The following is a 16137-nucleotide window of genomic DNA, read 5'->3' as shown; positions in this document are numbered from 1 at the left end:
GATTCATAATGAATGAAACTAAAAGAAAGCTAGATTTTTTTAATGAGTTTATTGACACTGTAGAACTCAAGGGACGGATTTCAGGAAGCCGGCAAACACCTTTCTTACAGGAAGTATTACCGTTTATAAATGCTGAAGATGAGCCAGCGATTATTTATTTTAGTAAAAAAGAGTCGAAAATTCAACTTAATGGTTATTTATATCAGGATGATATTAATACTTTAAACTTGTACGTAGTGGAATATGAGCCATTTATGGAAGATGATGAATTGCCAGTTGCTAATATGACATCCTTAAAAGAGTATGCGAATAAAGCGAAGCGATTCTATACAAATGCAGAACCGATTCTGCAATTAGCGGATCGGTCGATGGAGTATTATGATTTAACGAAAATGATTGTAGATAAAAAAGAAGAAATTGAAGAAGTTAATATTTATGTGATTACAAGTAATTTTTATTTATCGAATAAGCCGATTGATTTAACTATCCCAAGTGTAGAAACAGTTAATGTACATGTTTGGGATATGGATCGTATTTTCAAATTGTCAGAAGCTGAGCAAGGTATACGAGAATTTGATATTCATTTTGAATCGGAATATGGTGCAGCAATACAAATGATGCATGTTCCAAATAATACTGAAAAAGGATTAATAGATTGCTATATCGGTGTTATCCCAGCAAAACTTTTATCTAGATTATATGATGATTGGGGACCGAAATTAGTAGAACGAAATGTACGCTCTTTTTTACAAGCTCGCGGAGGCACGAATAAAGGAATACGTGATACATTAAAAGATGAAAGCCAACGTGAATTATTTGTTGCGTATAATAATGGTATTTCAAGTGTTGCAAAAGCAGGAGATATTGAACAAATTGGAGAGTCTAATCTTTATAAAATTAAGACATTAACAAGTTGGCAAATTGTTAATGGAGGCCAAACAACAGCCTCAATACATCAAGCCTATAAAAATGATGTTGATTTAGAGGGAGTTTACGTACAGTCAAAATTGACTATTTTAAATATTCCAGAAGAAATAGAATATAATGATGCTCAAATGGATCGTCATGCGCTTGAAGACGAAATGATAGCGAAAATTTCCGAATATGCTAATACACAAAATAAAATAAATAAGTCAGATTTACTTGCAAATACCCGCTTTATGTCTGATATTGAAAAACTTTCTCGTAATATCTGGATTCCTACACAAGATAATCGTAAAGAGGAGTCTAAGTGGTATTTCGAACGTGCACGCGGACAGTATATGGTTGATATTAGTAGGCGTTCAAAAGGAAAAGAACAAACTGCTTTTAAAAAAGTTTATCCCAAAGAAAAAGTCATAACAAAAGTAGAGATGGCAAAATATTTTATGTCTTGGGAGGGTTATCCACATGTATCAAGTAAAGGGGGAGAAGAAGCGTTTAAACGCTTTATGGATTTAAATAGCCAATATTGGAAACAAAGTTCGGTTACGAATGATGAAGGTGAAGTTACAAAAAGTATTTTAAGTATCGATAGCGACTACTATAAGCAACTTATAGCTGGAAGAATTATTAATGCATTTGTAACTAGTATTGTTGAGAGAATGAATTTAAAGGGTTATAGAGCAAATGTTATTTACTATACGGTAGCTATGTTAAATTACTTATACGGAAAAGAAATAAATTTAATGGAAATATGGCAACAGCAAGCTCTTTCTAATAAGTGGGAAGATATTGTTCGGGCTATTGCTAATAATGCTTTAAATTATCTTAGAGAATCTGCTGGTGATCAAAACGTTACACAATGGGCGAAAAAAGAAGACTGTTGGAAAGGTTTTATTAAAGAATCGGCAGTTGTGCTAAGTGGGATGATTTAAATGGGAGAGAGAAACATGTATTGTAAAATATAGTCTAATTATTTGTTAGGCGGAGTAAGTATTATATGAGGCTAGCAAAGATGAATTATCACGGAATAATATTATGCAAACATTGTTAAAAAATGTATTAGAAGAATTAGATAATTAAGTTCCTGCTAGTTTATATACAGAGTTCATTAAAAGAGTATAGTCATCTCAATTGAGAAGACTATTTTTTTCGTGGAGTAACTGTTCCAGATCTGGAATGTCAGCAGGAGCCCATTTTTAGTGAGTTTATATTTTCTCGCTTTAACCATATGACTTTAGAATATTCATTTGTAGTTGGAGTATCTTCAATAATGAAGTAAGCCCATTTAATAAAAATGATCCTTGGAGTCATGACGCAGCCAATCACTTCTGAGGAAGCAACACCAGTCTTGCATAGCTACTTAACAGAAACATAGTATCGAAAACAAAATCTTTACATTGATCTTAAAAATAGCTTGTAAAATACTCTCGCGAAAAGCATCCCCATAGACCATAAAGGCGACTCTTAATCCTGAGCAAATGCATTTAGAGGTTCCACAAATATAAACGGTCTGATCTGGAAGCAAATTAAACATAGGTTGATGATAATCAGAGATAATGCCTGCTGTTAGGAAGGCATGAATATCATCCTCAATCAAAATTAAACGGTAATTACGTATGATTGCAGCCAATTCATGCTTTCTGAAATCTGAAATCATAACAGTGGTAGGATTGCAGCAAGGAGGCATTAGAAAAATACCGTGAATCTTTGTTTTAGAACATTGCTTTTCAAGTTCATCTGGCAGCATTCCAAATTGATCTCCGGGAATAGGTACTAATTGTATGTGAAGCAATTTTGCTAACTCGATAAAATTTGAATATGTATGTAAATCGATTGCAATACGATTACCAGGCTTAAACAACGCAGTCAATGTAATCGCCAATGCGTTTTGGGCTCCAGAAACAATGGCTACATGCTCTGTGTCTGCGTTAATGCCGAATGATTCCATCCAATTTAGCCCTGCTTTTTTTTGATGAGGGATACCTGTCGGATCATTGTAATTCAGTAGTTGGTCCAAATAACTTTTATCTGAAACCGTCTTTATATTCTCTGCAACAATATTATTGGTTTGCTCAAAAGAGGCTACAAAACCAAGATCGATATTGTTTGTGCTTTTATCTGTAGAAATGGTAATGGAACGAGCTGCATTAGGAGCAACGAAGGTCCCCCTTCCAGTAACCGCATAAATCAAACCTTTAAACTCGCATAATTTGTAGGCGCGGGTAATAGTTGTAAAGTTTAGGTCAAGAAAGTCTGCCAATTCGCGTTGTGGGGGTAACTTTGTTCCAGGTGCTAAAAAGCCTTCTATAATATCTTGTTCAAGTAAAGACGCAATTGAATAGTAAAAAGGACGTTTCAATGCTTTCTTATCAGGTTTCCAGGACATTGGATAATTATCAAATGAATTTACTGGCATAAGTCACCTCTCTCAACATTTTCATACAATAATAGCATTATTGTATGGATTTTGTGAATTTTGAAAGAACGTCTCTAAAAAAGAACCCATAAGAAAGTAAAAAAATCTATTAGAACCACCAGTAAAGAACATTGTATTCCATACAATGTTCTTGTTTAGTGTATGGATTTAATGTGTTAAATTTGAAAAAAAACTAACTTCTTAGGATGTGAATCATATGAACAAGAAAAATCAAATATGGATGGCATTTCGTTCGGCCTTTCCTTTTACAATTCCGATTTTTGCAGGATTTGTTTTTTTGGGAATTGCTTATGGAATTTATATGAATTCTTTGGGTTTCAGTGCAATTTACCCAATTATAATGAGTCTTACAATATTTGCGGGATCCATGGAGTTCGTTGCAGCTAATTTATTGCTCATAGCGTTCAATCCGATTAATGCCCTTTTTGTAACTCTAATGGTGAATGCACGCCATTTATTTTATGGTATTTCCATGCTTGATAAGTATAGGGGAACAGGGAAGAGAAAATATTATCTGATTTATGGAATGTGTGATGAATCTTTTTCCATTAATGGTACCGTTAATATTCCAAAAGATGTGGACAAGGTCTGGTTTATGACTTTTGTAACTCTTCTCAATCATTTCTATTGGGTTTTAGGAGCAACAATAGGCGGAGTTTTTGGATCTCTTGTGCATTTTAACACCGAAGGGCTTGAATTTGTTATGACTGCTCTCTTTGTTGTAATCTTCATTGAACAATGGATGAAAGAGAAAAAACACCAAATTGCTCTCGTGGGGCTTGGGCTTTCGACAGTAAGCCTTATTATTTTTGGGGGAAACACCTTCATCATCCCTGCTATGGCCGCTATTTTGGGGATGCTGACCATTCTTAGAAAACCGATAGAAAAGGGGGAGGTCACAATATGATGATGAGTTTAACGCAACAGATCATCACGATTGCTATGGTGGTCTTAGGGACAATGCTTACAAGGTTTCTTCCATTCGCTATTTTCCCATCGGGTAAACCCACACCAGCATATGTTCAGTATCTTGGCAAAGTTTTACCTTTGGCGACATTAGGACTGTTAGTAATATATTGCTTCAAAGATGTAAGCCTATTATCCGGTAGCCACGGTATACCTGAATTTATTGGAGTAGTTACGGTAACTCTGCTTCACTTTTGGAAGAAACAGATGCTTCTCTCTATTGCGGGTGGAACGATTATCTACATGATTATGGTTCAATCGATTTTTTAATAGTATTGATAATAGTACCATTCTTTCTCACCTCATTCTTTATACATAGGTGATAAGATAAATGTCTCAAAAGGTTCCTTTTTCATTTTTAATTATTATAGGTCTAATGCTATTTGCATTGTAAGCCCCTATCATTATTTCCACTATTTGTTTGAAGCTCTACCAAACAAAGATCTAATGAATAAAGAAGAAATAGATTGCCGTGGTCATCTGATTTACCGTCTATATGCAGAGTACCAATGAAAAATGAAACAACAAAAAGTAGGCCTGAAATACACCACTCATGTAGTTAATTTAGGGCTACTTGACGTTTTCTTTTAGATAGGGTTGGGTAGCGTCAAAAGGTTTTATCAATGGCTTCAAGATAAACTTCCCTGTGATTGGAATTCATCCCCGTAAAAGTAGATGTCATTCATTTGTTTCCCCCTTAGCATTATATGATTAGGATTTTAAATTCCATATCTTGAAACTAATGATCTTGCTAAATATACTCCCTTGAATAAGATTATATTTCAACGTTTTAAAAAATAATTAGTCGGAAGTTTTTGAGTCAACAGGACCCGATTCAAAACAAAGTAGCAAGCCATGCCCATTTTTGGCACTGCCCAAAAGAAAAAAGCCTTGCAGAAGTTCCGGATTGGTTATCCGCCAGCTGCAAGGCTTTTCTTTTACTTTAAAATGGGTAAACGTACAAAAATCCCTAAGGTTGTCTGTACCCCTAATACAAAAGTGGACGATGCTTCAGTAATATAAACCTCTTTATCGTCATTAAAAAATACAGGTAGCCTGGGTTTTAAAGCTGAATGTGCAAAATAGCACTTAAAATAAGCGCAAATTATTGACTAAAGTGACATGTCAGGCTATATTCTATATGATTTTTCAAAAGTGTTTCGTAACTCGCTGTTATCTGTTTTTAATGAAACTAATATGTTAAGTAACTTAGCCGAAAAGAAACCGAAATGAACTTTTGATAAAATAAGTTTTTATGGAGATGGATTTTTTGTTAGTTAAAGAGGGGGATTAAGGGTGGAGGAACATGTGAAAAAGGCTTTAGTAGAATGGAATGAAGAAATTAGTGATGTATTAAATGGGATAGAAAAAGAGTATGAAGAAGTTAAGCGTGACCTTCAGGTTTATTCCTATAAATTCAATATCACCAAGCAAGTTGTACAATCCACTATAAATGATGAAATTATTAGAAACATCCGCGAGCAATATCATAAACCTTTTGAACAAAAATTGAACGAATTGAAAGAGTCTATAAAAGAGCTGGAAGAAAAGAGAAAGGTTTTTCAAATGTTTGTCGATAAAATTGAAAAGGTTAGTGAAAGAGAAGAAGGAAAACCGCAAATATCAGTCATATAAGGCAGCGAAGGCTAGGATAATCATAGCGACTCTACTATTCTATACACAACTACCATGGCAGCGAATATAACTGCTTTTTTTTGCTGGAATTGACAAAAAGCAGCCCCTTGTTTACCCCAACATCTACCAGGGTACACTATCCTATAAACAGGAAATGGGGGAATTCTATGTGGAATGCGGTCTTTTGGGGAGGGGTTTCGGGTTCTGCTGTCCTGCTTGGCGCACTAGCCGCTATCTTCATTCCGATAAAGAAAAACATCATTGGCTATATTATGGCATTTGGAACGGGCGTATTGATTGGTGCGGCAGCATATGAGCTGCTTGCAGATTCGGTGCGTGATGGGGGAATCTGGCCGACGGCAATCGGATTCATAGCAGGAGCCGCCGTGTTTACTGGCTTGGATTTTCTTGTTTCCAAAAAAGGTGCGGTTAAAAGGAAACGGTCCAATAATAGCTCTTCGAAAGAAGCGGGTCTAGCCATTTTCATTGGGACGGTGATGGATGCCATACCGGAGTCGATCATGATTGGCGCAAGCTTAATAAGCGGTGGCTCGGTAAGCTGGCTATTGGTCATTGCCATCTTCATCAGTAATATTCCGGAGGGGCTCTCAAGTACAACAGGTCTGCTCAAAAGTGGCTATTCCAGGAAGAAAATCATGCTGCTGTGGTTTTCCGTCCTGCTTATTTCGGCACTATCCTCGATGTCGGGCTATCTATTCCTCGATCATGCCCCGGACTATGTCCTGGCAGCGATGGCAGCATTTGCAGGCGGCGGAATCATCGCCATGATCGCTTCAACGATGATGCCTGAAGCATATGAAGACGGAGGACCGATCACGGGCATATTCACCGCGGCAGGCCTGCTTATCTCTTTGGTTCTGGATTCGATGTGATAACGAAAAGCTGAGATTGTCCCCTTGGAAGGAAAGGGGGCATTTTTTTTTGTATAAACTCTATCATAGTACGAAATGCATAGGCGAAATAAGGAAATCTACTCTAAGAATAATTGTTGGTGTTAAAATATCATTTCAAATCATACACTCTTCATATAGATTTTAGATATTGAGGAGATGTTAGAAATGAACTTCGAGATGCAAATAGCGAATATGTTAGCTAAAAATATAATGGGGTTTATTGAATTCGTCCGTGAAAATCATGAAAATAAAAACAATTGCCTTTGTTTAAATAGAGATAAATTGTATCAATTGAAACTTCTTGTTGAGGAGTTTAAGTTTCAAGTATTGGCAGATGAACTTAAACGAATCAATCGGTTTACATGGGATGAAAACTACACGCATTTATTAGTTGATAGATTCAGGAAAGGATTGGGCATCATTGAAGAGTACGTTGAAAACAACTACAGTGACTTATTCATTTTTACCGCTAGACTTTACACATTGAATAACCTCAGCTTATTATTTTGCAAGGAGGAAGAATCGGGCACAGTCTTCCGCGAATAAAAGAAGAGCACATATTATCGTATATAATATGTGCTCTTCTTTATTTCACTATAGGGATAGCTGACCAAAAGATTCTCATTCTTTTATATGCTCCGAGCCCGATCTTATTTGCTTGGCATCGTAGAGATATATTGTTTGACTACTTCATAAACATATTCTTGATTGGCTGCTGCTGTATTCGGGTTATATTTACCGCCATTCGCTTTATTATTGGATAGCACTCGTATACCTAAGAAGGGAACATCGTAAGCTTTTGCGATTTGGGCAGCCGAAGCTCCTTCCATTTCCTCAACAGATGTACCATATTTCGTATGGAACCACTTAATCCGATCCACTTCATTATTCCAAACGTCTGCAGAACCGATAGTACCATCGACAACCTTACCTTTTGTGTAGGTATCTTTAACTGCATGAGCAGCCGCGAGTAAATCCTTATCTCCCTCGTAGTAGCGTGGTTTTTCAGCATTAGGATCTTCTCCTGCACTTCCTTTAGAAGCCATTAGGTCCATCGGTTTCCATATAGTTGGATCAATTCCTTGGTTTTCAGTTTTATCTTCTGTTTTTAATGAACCTAGGTTTACCGTTCTTTTTCCTAAAACAATATCAAAAACGTTTAAACTTGGATCATGACCGCCTGATGTGCCTTGATTGATGATGGCGATAGGGTTATATCTTTCTATAGCCAATGCTGTAGCGGCAGCTGTGTTTTCCATCCCTTTACCTGTTTTTGCAACGATTACAGGATAATTGTCTAAAGTTCCAATGTAAAATACAAAATCTCCTGATTTTTCCTCTTTAACATTTTTTAACTTTTTCGCGAAATTTTCAGCTTCGATTGGCATGGGACCTTGAACGATTATAGGCCTTTGAGCCTTTTTTTCTGCCGTTTCATTTTTGGGAGCAGAACTGCAAGCTGCAATCATCGACACGAAAAGTAAAGTAATGATTCCTAATAACGAGTACTTTTTTAACCTGTTTTTTCTCATATAAACTCTCCTTCAAACAAATTATCTGATCGTTTTGATACACTCGTAGTTTTGGTCTAAAGAAAAAGGTCCAGAACGGCAGAATGATTTTTGCCTTCTATACCTACGAAAGTCAAAGTATAGATAATTAAGCAAACAATGAAGCGAATGCTAAATCATTAGCTGCCAAAAAAAAAACGGGCAACCGAATACTTTAACTCGTAGTCTAGTTCTTTAACTGGGAACCAGGTAGAAACGCTCAGACCATATTTCCGAGCATATATGAGTAATGATATGTACGATTATTACTTTGCTAATATAACAAATAAATAATAGATAATCAACGGAAAAAGTGAACATTAAATTAAAAATATTATTTAACGTTCGTGTTTATGGTGTGTTATTCATTGGAATCGTCAATTTTTTTCATATCATAAGGATTTATAGAGAAGTCTTAGGCACGTTCATTATGTGAATGTCTTCTGAATAGTATAATTTCAAAAGAGGTGAGAGGCCTACTAAATTAAATAACTTCCATAATAACAGGAAAAAAGCAGAAAGATTCATTCTGCTTTTTTATAGGCTTATTCGATTTAAAATTTCAGCATATAGCTCTTCGAGAGGTCGGGAGCTATCGAGGCTTAATACGGGGCTTTTTGATAATTTCATTTGATAGGATTGTTCTGCATAGGTGCCAGCCATGCTTTTATCTACTTTCGTCCTATATGTTTTACACCATTCTAAAAAGTCACTCGTATATTCCCCGTTTTCATCAAGCCACATTTCACTAACGTTTCGCTTCAATTCTCTATTCCGTAATCGTTCCATGCGAATCGATTCATCTAAAAAAAGGAAAACCAGGAGGTCGCGGTTGTTAAACCCTGTTGGGCACCAGGAAAAAATGGAACCAGAAGCAACATAATCACTGCAGGATTCCATGTCTTTTTGATACAATTCGTTACGCTTCTCAATCAGGTTATTTCTTGTAAAGGATTCATCTTCCCAAAGATAATGATCTGTATCTATCCACTTTATCTGTTCTTTTTCACTAATGAATTTTGCTAAGGTGCTTTTGCCAGTACCTGAGCCGCCAATTATTTGGACCTTCACGTACATATTCCTCCTACAGTGTATTCGTTAATTTTGAAATGGATCCGCCTTGGAGTATTGAAGGATGAGCGTTTTCAGTTTGTATTTTCAATTCCGCGTTAGTAAATCCACCATAAAAAGATGGCTAAAGCGATCATTGAAGAGATGATACCAAGCACTGCTTTCCACTTTGGTGAAGCGTTCAACCATATAAAGACGCTGCTCACTATCATTCCAATAGAAAAAAGCACGCCGCTAATCACTTTCATCCATGCAATTTCAAAAATTGGTTCGACTAACAAGAATACCCAACCGAGTGCGACTAAACCATATGTAGAGATAAAACGCTTACTCGTAAAAGTAGTCTTCACATCATTTCGTTCTTCTTCTGACATCTTTTTATACTCCCGCCACATCATGAAGGCCGGAATCCCTAACATTAAAACTAATCGTACGATTGCATCTATATTCATTAAGTCCTCCAGAAATTACAAGCTACCATCCATATACGATTGTTCCTGGTAAAAGTTTCAACATCTAGATTGGGAGCAAGCTGGAAGGACATTCCTCATAATGACTAACTATGCCGTTATACCCCTATAGATCCAATTGTTTAAGGGGTATTATCATGTCAAAAAGGAGAAAAAATTCTGAAGATGAAATGGCTTAAAGAAGTTCGCGGAATGCGGCAGTGTGCAAGGCTTTGTCAGGATTTATCATGATCGACCAGGGTTATGACTACATTTCCCTTTTTATGTCCTTTTTCTACATATCTATGAGCCTCGGGAATTTGCTCCAGCGGGTAGCGTTTATCAATGACCGATTTTATTTTTTCGGTTTCGATAAGCTCCTTGAGGAGTAATAAGTCTTCCGTAAGTACCTTTGCTATCCCTTGTCCTTCAACAGACACGTATCGTCCGTTCGGGGTCAGAGCTTTCTTGCAAGTGGCCTTCGAACTTTTCCCGACTGCATCAAAGATGATGTCATATCGCTCATTCCTTTTCGAAAAATCCTCTTCCGTATAATCAATTACCTTATCGGCTCCCAACGATTTCACCAATTCAAAATTGGCGGCACTGCATACTCCGGTAACTTCTGTCCCAAAGTATTTGGCAAGCTGTACCGCCGAAGTCCCTACCGAACCGGATGCACCGTAGATGAGGACTTTTTGTCCTTCCTGGATATTGCCTTTTCTGAAAAAATGCAGGGCTGTCGTTCCTCCAAAAGAAATGGCGGCGGCTTCCTCATAGGTCACATTGACAGGCTTAATTGCCATTGCCCCGTCTTCAGGTAAGCATGTGTATTCGGCATGGGCACCAAAATTCATTCCAGTCATGGCAAAAACCTGGTCGCCTTTTTTGAATTTTTTCACATTCCTCCCCGTTTCCTCTATCTCCCCGGCCAGCTCCACTCCCAGTATTGATTTTCGCGGTTTTCTAAGACCCAAGAAGATTCGCATCGGCAGCCATAGCAAGAAAGGGCTCTTGAAACTCCGGACTCTTATGTCCCCTGAAGCCACTGTTGCCGCATGGACCTTTACCAGTATTTCGTTATCATTGGGAGAAGGCTTTGCTACTTCTTTGAGTTCCAGTACATCGGGTGAACCGTATTTTGTGCATACCATTGCTTTCATAGCGAGCCTCCTTAATTTTTTGATTCAATCTTTTAATACTATGATAGAAGCTGTAATATAAAACTACATGTAAGCGAAACGGAAGAAACTTTTGAATGAATGCTTAAAAGCATTAGGTATTTGTCCGGCATCGGTCAGGGGCAAGTGTCTCGCTGAGCGGTCGAAATCCAAGGGACATTCTATAAGACAAAGGAGCTAAAAGTATGACCATTAACGAAAGACCGAGAAGAATAGTTTTAGATTTAGCCGTTACTTTAGATGGATTTATTGAAGGGCCGAAAGGAGAAGTTGACTGGTGCATTATGGACCCTGAAATGGGGTTCATTGATTTCTTAAATGATATTGATACAATTTTTTATGGGAGAAAGAGCTATGATTTATGGGGACAATATACTCCAGAAAATGAGGTATCCGATACTGAAAAAGAAATGTGGAAATTAGTACATGGCAAAGAAAAATTCATGTTTTCCAAAACAAAAAAAAGCACGGATAATAAAGTAACAATCATTAATGATAATATTGTTGAAGAAGTAAACAAATTAAAGAAAAAGCCTGGTAAAGACATCTGGCTTTATGGCGGGGCAAGTCTAATTACATCTTTTATAAGATTTGGGCTGGTTGATGAATTTAGGTTATCTGTTCACCCTGTTGTTTTAGGGGAAGGAAAACCTTTGTTTATTGACATGAAGGAGAGATTGAAACTAAAACTGGTTGATACAAAAAGATTTTCCTCTGGCGTTGTTCAACTTTGCTATCATCTTAATGAAGAGTAATTGCCAAGGTAATTCACGAGTAAAACCCCAAAACTCACGAGTAAATGCTTAGAATTCACGAGTAAAACCCCAAAACTCACGAGTAAATGCTTAGAATTCACGAGTAAATCCCCAAAACTTACGAGTAAAACCATAAATAGGAATCCATACTGACGTGTGGATCCCTTTTTTTATACCTTTTGCCATTTATAAATTATAAAATGTAATATATATATTGCAAAAGGTGAAATAAATCATATAATAAGAGTAAGCAATGGAATTAAATGGAGGGCGATCGACGATGGATTTATTTAAACGAACGAAAAAGATCAAGGATGAGCGGGTTGAGCATGTAAGAAATAAAATTTATAAAGAAATGTATCACGTCATCTTGGCCATTTGCCTGGTGAGTGCACTTTTCAAACTATATAAATATGGTGCAGGCAGCTGGGAGTTATATCTGGAATTCGTGATCATCGTTGCAGGAGGGCTGTATTACTTAGCTCGTTCCATTTTCTTAGGTGTACTCTGGGATGAAGTGGAAATGCATGACCGGACTAGTAAAACACCGATGAGCAGGAAGACAATTTTTGGCACAGTTGCTTTAGCCCTCATCATCGCTATAATTTTGGGGGTGAATAGTGCTGTATCCTATGCGGATAGCAGTTCCCAGGGTCTATGGTATTTTGTATTGGTATCGTTTGTTTCAGTTCTAATCTATTTGCCGATTTTACTTCTGTTTTTTGGTGGTATATACTTGCTAGCGAAGAAAATCGGAATGAAAAATAGCGAAGATAATAAGAAATTGTAGGTGCGAATCCTTTGAAAAATATAAAACTGAAGCTGGCGAGAGTAGAAAAGGACTTGTCACAAGATGAACTGGCCAAGATTGTCGGCGTTTCCAGGCAAACGATAGGATTGATTGAATCCGGGAAGTATAATCCCTCATTGAGTTTGTGCGTCGGTATTTGTAAAGCATTATCCCGTACATTGGATGATTTGTTTTGGGAGGAAGACTGATTAGGGGTATCCATTGACTTGGATATCTTTTTTTTTAGGAATTTATCAACAAAAAATGGGGGAAGGTATAGGTGAAGCTATAAGCAAAAATCTAACATTCGAGAGGGATGGTATGATGGATCGTACAATCGGTTACCTACGTGAGATATTGTCTAACTATACAGACCAATATCCTGAAGCGCAGGAAATTTATAATAAAATCAAAAGCGGACATTTTCATTCAGAAGAAGAGCTCGTCAATAAGCTAAGTGGTAAAGAAGCCAGACTCCTTAACCATATTCTTCCTCAAGAAATTAAGCATGCAAAGGAAGTCAGTGATACGGAACGGGTCTCTCAATTGTCGGAAGTATACGAACTGATTATTATATAATGAAACCTTGTCCATGGTGACCATGGACAAGGTTTTGTTGGTTTTTTTAATCCATTTCGCTAAGTGAATCCATATGGCTGGCTATCATGGCGATGATCGTGCTAGCTTCTTCCTTGCTGAAAATGAAATTTGTTTCATCCTTTATCAGGTCATCATCCGCTGTCCGAATCCGATTGATCCGTTTCAGCACTCCATCACCCGTTTCCTGCACAATCCCGAATTGATAGGTGACCTCCACTTCATTATCCTGGATATAGGCGGTCACTTCAGGCGTTTCCCAATCTACATCGATTTCGTATATATCGGAATCTCCGCCGCCGTCTGAATCATATGATTCATCATATTCATCATCCAGTTCATATTCATAATCGGTGTCATCCTCTTCCAGATAATTATGGAAGCTCTCATGGACAGCATCGACGATATCTTCAATATCTGAAAGGATCACCTTGCTAATCTGCCCTAAATCCGGCTCGAAGGATTCCATATAAAATTCCTCATTATGTGGATCAAAAAACAGCGTGGAAAAGTAATCCCTCTCATTGTCATCTAGCTCTGTATAAAATTCGATGCGTGGATGCTTAGATCCGCGTTCCACGATCATGCTGCCATTGCGGTCATATTTTTCACAAATTGATTTAAGATGATCCTGCAATTCCCCGCTTACTCTGTCAAACCATTCTAATGACATCCAACATCCACTTCCTTTCGTGATTATTATTTCCCGGAAAAAGAGAACATGACGTGCCATTTAAAGCCAAATGCAATTTAACTTCGCCAAAAAAATAATGAAACTTGTCAGTTATAAAAAAGTAATTTAAAGAGAAGATAAAATGAAATGAATTTCAAATATAAAAAACGGCTTAAATGTCCCCCGTATTTATGGATGGAAAAAGCTAAGGAATCTTTACCTTTTATGATTTATTTAGCAGGCTCTATATAGAAATAAACTCCAGTTTCAGTGTCGATTGTAGGACTTACCTCACTAGTTTGTGTTTTAACGATAGGGCTTTGTTCTTTACTTAATCCGGTATAAATTGTAAAGTTCTTTCCTGATTGTGTTTTTGTTCCATATTTTTTGACTTTTCCATTCTTAACAAGTACATCTTGATCTAATACAGTGTTGAAATTGGAGAACGGAACTTATGCTATCCGATACCCCGGTTTTACCGTTTCAAATGGAAATGCAGGTTACGATTTGCATTACATCTAACGGCGTGGAAAAAACAAAATGAATCTTTGAACCTGACGGCCAGGTAAATATGCCGCTTTAATTTTTGGCGATGTAACAGTCAAATTATCATTGAAAGTCAAAACTAATATACCGATAAAAAGCTGCTCAAATGATGGGCGGCTTTTTATTCGTTTTCCTGAAGAAATTTCAAGACCATGCTACTTTCATCCCGAAAAAGTTTATATAGAGTGTGAAAGGGGGTGAGTGGCATGGCAAACCAGATTCCAGTATCAAGTACGTTGCGGATTGATTTTGAGACGGGGTTAAATGAAAATGGGGCTCTTGTTTTCAAGCGGAGGTCATTTTCGAACATCAAGGTTGAGGCAACGGCGGACCAGCTATTTTCGACAGCTGTTGCAATCGCAAGCGTGCAGAATTATCCAATGGGGGAAGTGACTCGAGTGGATACAAGTTCATTGAGTGGTTAATCGACTTTTGGAAAGATGTCGGAAGAGGGGGGAGGTGATTTGAAATGGCTAAAGTACTGGAAATGATTTTCGTTACGGAGGAAGGGAAGACAGCGACGATTTCCGTTGATAATCCGAAGCCGGTCAATGTTAATACGATTAAACTGGCAATGGAACAACTGATTGCGGGGAATGTGTTCGTTGCATCTTCCGGAGGTTTCGTCGATTTGAAAGCAGCGCGAATTGTCGAGCGGAATGTCGAGGAAGTGGAACTGATCTAACGAACGGTAAGGGCATCTTTTTAGGACACCCAGGAAGAGAGGTGAATTACAAGTGGATCAAATCCTGCCATTTGTCAGTGATATTGGGTTCCCGATCATTGTTACCCTTTATTTGCTTCATAGGATTGAAACAAAATTGGATACTTTGAATGAAACCCTTGTAGAGCTGCCAGATCGCTTGCGAGAAGGGATTCCGAAGTCTGGTTAAGGAAAAGCGGGGAGCATCATGAGTGATAACATTCATGATGCTTTTCCTAATTGAAATGGAAAAGTTTTAATAGATTCTAGTTTTATTTCCAAACTATCGGGTATACATAAAACTGTAGTTAGTTCATGAAAAATCCAAATAATAAGGAGGAGTTTTAATGACTAACAACAATGAAAAAATGAGCAGGGAAGAAGCTGGCCGCAAAGGTGGGGAAGCGACAGCCAAAAATCATGATAAGGAATTTTTCCAGGAGATTGGCCAAAAAGGTGGAGAGGCCACTTCCGAAAATCATGATAAGGAATTCTATCAGGAAATTGGCCAAAAAGGCGGAGAGGCACGTGCCAATCAACGTGATGGCGGCAAATCTGACGGGTCCAATGATTGAAAAATGAGCTGGGAGAAGCAGGACTTAATGGCGGGGAAAAGAGTCGCCGTTAAATAGAAGGAGCGACCTGAAGTATTTAGCAGATTCTAGTTTTATAACCGTTCCAGCGGGTATATGACACATGTAGCTAGTTCATGGAAAATCCAAATAATAAGGAGGAATTTTTAATGACTAACAACAATGGTAAAATGAATCGTGAAGAAGCAGGACGTAAAGGCGGAGAAGCAACAGCCGAAAAACATGATAAGGAATTTTATCAAGAGATTGGCCAAAAAGGCGGAGAAGCAACATCCGAAAAACATGATAAGGAATTTTATCAAGAGATTGGCCAAAAAGGCGGAGAAGCAACATCCGAAAAACATGATAAGGAA

Annotated in this window: 19 protein-coding genes, 2 pseudogenes and 1 riboswitch; of the genes and pseudogenes, 15 read left to right on the top strand and 6 right to left on the bottom strand. The window is 37.6% G+C overall.

All coding sequences use genetic code 11. The features are described 5' to 3' along the window. Positions 1–8 precede the first annotated feature (8 nt). Positions 9–1856: an AIPR family protein gene (locus ACFX4X_RS21080; RefSeq protein WP_377386111.1), complete on the top strand. Its 1848-nt coding sequence runs from the start codon at positions 9–11 to the stop codon at positions 1854–1856. Between the two features lie 458 nt (positions 1857–2314). Here the strand turns inward: ACFX4X_RS21080 and ACFX4X_RS21075 are convergent. Then, positions 2315–3340, bottom strand: a pseudogene (locus tag ACFX4X_RS21075) (aminotransferase-like domain-containing protein); the annotation flags it as partial. A 217-nt stretch (positions 3341–3557) separates the two neighbouring features. Here ACFX4X_RS21075 and azlC point away from each other — a divergent pair. The 5 genes from azlC to ACFX4X_RS21050 all read left to right on the top strand — a co-directional run bounded on the left by azlC (position 3558) and on the right by ACFX4X_RS21050 (position 7422). Beyond that, the gene (azlC, locus tag ACFX4X_RS21070) at positions 3558–4268 is read left to right on the top strand and encodes an azaleucine resistance protein AzlC (protein ID WP_377386108.1); all 711 of its coding nucleotides are present in this window, start codon (positions 3558–3560) and stop codon (positions 4266–4268) included. Continuing rightward, positions 4265–4597 carry a branched-chain amino acid transporter permease gene (locus tag ACFX4X_RS21065; protein WP_125160420.1) on the top strand — a complete coding sequence of 111 codons (333 nt, stop codon included), beginning with the start codon at positions 4265–4267 and terminating at the stop codon, positions 4595–4597. Before azlC ends, ACFX4X_RS21065 begins: the two co-directional genes overlap by 4 nt. 1026 nt (positions 4598–5623) lie before the next feature. After that, positions 5624–5962 (top strand): hypothetical protein, encoded by a 339-nt coding sequence (locus ACFX4X_RS21060; protein WP_230300828.1) that lies wholly within the window; start codon positions 5624–5626, stop codon positions 5960–5962. 167 nt (positions 5963–6129) lie between these two features. Continuing rightward, complete coding sequence (locus ACFX4X_RS21055) at positions 6130–6855, top strand: ZIP family metal transporter (RefSeq protein ID WP_377386104.1); 726 nt, start codon at positions 6130–6132, stop codon at positions 6853–6855. A gap of 186 nt (positions 6856–7041) precedes the next feature. After that, a complete protein-coding gene (locus ACFX4X_RS21050) occupies positions 7042–7422 on the top strand; it encodes a hypothetical protein (protein ID WP_377386101.1) in 381 nt (126 codons plus the stop codon). Between the two features lie 104 nt (positions 7423–7526). Here ACFX4X_RS21050 and ACFX4X_RS21045 read toward each other — a convergent pair whose 3' ends face one another. From ACFX4X_RS21045 to ACFX4X_RS21030, 4 genes are all read right to left on the bottom strand, one after another. Next, complete coding sequence (locus tag ACFX4X_RS21045) at positions 7527–8408, bottom strand: 5'-methylthioadenosine/S-adenosylhomocysteine nucleosidase (protein WP_377386098.1); 882 nt, start codon at positions 8406–8408, stop codon at positions 7527–7529. Positions 8409–8589: 181 nt separating this feature from the next. Further along, a riboswitch (purine riboswitch) is annotated at positions 8590–8693 on the bottom strand. Between the two features lie 270 nt (positions 8694–8963). Next, entirely contained in the window at positions 8964–9497 is a 534-nt protein-coding gene (locus ACFX4X_RS21040; protein ID WP_377386095.1) for an AAA family ATPase, read from the bottom strand. Positions 9498–9595: 98 nt separating this feature from the next. Beyond that, positions 9596–9949 carry a hypothetical protein gene (locus ACFX4X_RS21035; protein ID WP_377386092.1) on the bottom strand — a complete coding sequence of 118 codons (354 nt, stop codon included), beginning with the start codon at positions 9947–9949 and terminating at the stop codon, positions 9596–9598. A 233-nt stretch (positions 9950–10182) separates the two neighbouring features. Continuing rightward, entirely contained in the window at positions 10183–11109 is a 927-nt protein-coding gene (locus ACFX4X_RS21030) for an NAD(P)-dependent alcohol dehydrogenase (RefSeq protein WP_377386090.1), read from the bottom strand. A 203-nt stretch (positions 11110–11312) separates the two neighbouring features. Between ACFX4X_RS21030 and ACFX4X_RS21025 the strand changes: the two genes are divergently transcribed. The 4 genes from ACFX4X_RS21025 to ACFX4X_RS21010 all read left to right on the top strand — a co-directional run bounded on the left by ACFX4X_RS21025 (position 11313) and on the right by ACFX4X_RS21010 (position 13251). Beyond that, positions 11313–11882 (top strand): dihydrofolate reductase family protein, encoded by a 570-nt coding sequence (locus ACFX4X_RS21025; protein WP_377386087.1) that lies wholly within the window; start codon positions 11313–11315, stop codon positions 11880–11882. Positions 11883–12162: 280 nt separating this feature from the next. Further along, on the top strand, positions 12163–12672 hold the full coding sequence (locus tag ACFX4X_RS21020) for a DUF6773 family protein (RefSeq protein WP_377386084.1): 510 nt from the start codon (positions 12163–12165) through the stop codon (positions 12670–12672). 11 nt (positions 12673–12683) lie between these two features. Then, on the top strand, positions 12684–12881 hold the full coding sequence (locus ACFX4X_RS21015) for a helix-turn-helix transcriptional regulator (protein ID WP_063235187.1): 198 nt from the start codon (positions 12684–12686) through the stop codon (positions 12879–12881). 13 nt (positions 12882–12894) lie between these two features. Further along, a complete protein-coding gene (locus tag ACFX4X_RS21010) occupies positions 12895–13251 on the top strand; it encodes a sigma-G-dependent sporulation-specific acid-soluble spore protein CsgA (protein ID WP_377386081.1) in 357 nt (118 codons plus the stop codon). 46 nt (positions 13252–13297) lie between these two features. On the opposite strand, the gene ACFX4X_RS21005 is transcribed toward ACFX4X_RS21010, so the two are convergent. Next, complete coding sequence (locus tag ACFX4X_RS21005) at positions 13298–13942, bottom strand: hypothetical protein (protein ID WP_061464651.1); 645 nt, start codon at positions 13940–13942, stop codon at positions 13298–13300. A gap of 752 nt (positions 13943–14694) precedes the next feature. Between ACFX4X_RS21005 and ACFX4X_RS21000 the strand changes: the two genes are divergently transcribed. The 5 genes and pseudogenes from ACFX4X_RS21000 to ACFX4X_RS20980 all read left to right on the top strand — a co-directional run. Beyond that, positions 14695–14913, top strand: a complete 219-nt coding sequence (locus ACFX4X_RS21000; RefSeq protein WP_377386078.1) for a DUF1659 domain-containing protein — start codon at positions 14695–14697, stop codon at positions 14911–14913. Positions 14914–14957: 44 nt separating this feature from the next. After that, positions 14958–15173, top strand: a complete 216-nt coding sequence (locus tag ACFX4X_RS20995; protein ID WP_377386076.1) for a DUF2922 domain-containing protein — start codon at positions 14958–14960, stop codon at positions 15171–15173. 52 nt (positions 15174–15225) lie between these two features. Beyond that, the gene (locus tag ACFX4X_RS20990; RefSeq protein ID WP_057913045.1) at positions 15226–15381 is read left to right on the top strand and encodes a YvrJ family protein; all 156 of its coding nucleotides are present in this window, start codon (positions 15226–15228) and stop codon (positions 15379–15381) included. Positions 15382–15538: 157 nt separating this feature from the next. Then, positions 15539–15766, top strand: a complete 228-nt coding sequence (locus tag ACFX4X_RS20985) for a KGG domain-containing protein (RefSeq protein ID WP_061464648.1) — start codon at positions 15539–15541, stop codon at positions 15764–15766. A 167-nt stretch (positions 15767–15933) separates the two neighbouring features. Then, positions 15934–16137, top strand: a pseudogene (locus tag ACFX4X_RS20980) (KGG domain-containing protein); the annotation flags it as partial.

This window comes from Peribacillus sp. YIM B13481, from assembly GCF_042787985.1.
Classification (GTDB): domain Bacteria; phylum Bacillota; class Bacilli; order Bacillales; family DSM-1321; genus Peribacillus; species Peribacillus simplex_A.
This window is presented reverse-complemented; position numbering and strand designations above follow the sequence as displayed.

Excerpts from the sequence above, each read along its gene's own strand:
- ACFX4X_RS21080 (WP_377386111.1), top strand. The coding sequence starts at position 9 with ATGAATGAAACTAAAAGAAAGCTAGATTTTTTTAATGAGTTTATTGAC.
- azlC (WP_377386108.1), top strand. The coding sequence starts at position 3,558 with ATGAACAAGAAAAATCAAATATGGATGGCATTTCGTTCGGCCTTTCCT.
- ACFX4X_RS21065 (WP_125160420.1), top strand. The coding sequence starts at position 4,265 with ATGATGATGAGTTTAACGCAACAGATCATCACGATTGCTATGGTGGTC.
- ACFX4X_RS21055 (WP_377386104.1), top strand. The coding sequence starts at position 6,130 with ATGTGGAATGCGGTCTTTTGGGGAGGGGTTTCGGGTTCTGCTGTCCTG.
- ACFX4X_RS21050 (WP_377386101.1), top strand. The coding sequence starts at position 7,042 with ATGAACTTCGAGATGCAAATAGCGAATATGTTAGCTAAAAATATAATG.
- ACFX4X_RS21045 (WP_377386098.1), bottom strand. The coding sequence starts at position 8,408 with ATGAGAAAAAACAGGTTAAAAAAGTACTCGTTATTAGGAATCATTACT.
- ACFX4X_RS21035 (WP_377386092.1), bottom strand. The coding sequence starts at position 9,949 with ATGAATATAGATGCAATCGTACGATTAGTTTTAATGTTAGGGATTCCG.
- ACFX4X_RS21030 (WP_377386090.1), bottom strand. The coding sequence starts at position 11,109 with ATGAAAGCAATGGTATGCACAAAATACGGTTCACCCGATGTACTGGAA.
- ACFX4X_RS21025 (WP_377386087.1), top strand. The coding sequence starts at position 11,313 with ATGACCATTAACGAAAGACCGAGAAGAATAGTTTTAGATTTAGCCGTT.
- ACFX4X_RS21020 (WP_377386084.1), top strand. The coding sequence starts at position 12,163 with ATGGATTTATTTAAACGAACGAAAAAGATCAAGGATGAGCGGGTTGAG.
- ACFX4X_RS21005 (WP_061464651.1), bottom strand. The coding sequence starts at position 13,942 with ATGTCATTAGAATGGTTTGACAGAGTAAGCGGGGAATTGCAGGATCAT.
- ACFX4X_RS21000 (WP_377386078.1), top strand. The coding sequence starts at position 14,695 with ATGGCAAACCAGATTCCAGTATCAAGTACGTTGCGGATTGATTTTGAG.
- ACFX4X_RS20995 (WP_377386076.1), top strand. The coding sequence starts at position 14,958 with ATGGCTAAAGTACTGGAAATGATTTTCGTTACGGAGGAAGGGAAGACA.
- ACFX4X_RS20985 (WP_061464648.1), top strand. The coding sequence starts at position 15,539 with ATGACTAACAACAATGAAAAAATGAGCAGGGAAGAAGCTGGCCGCAAA.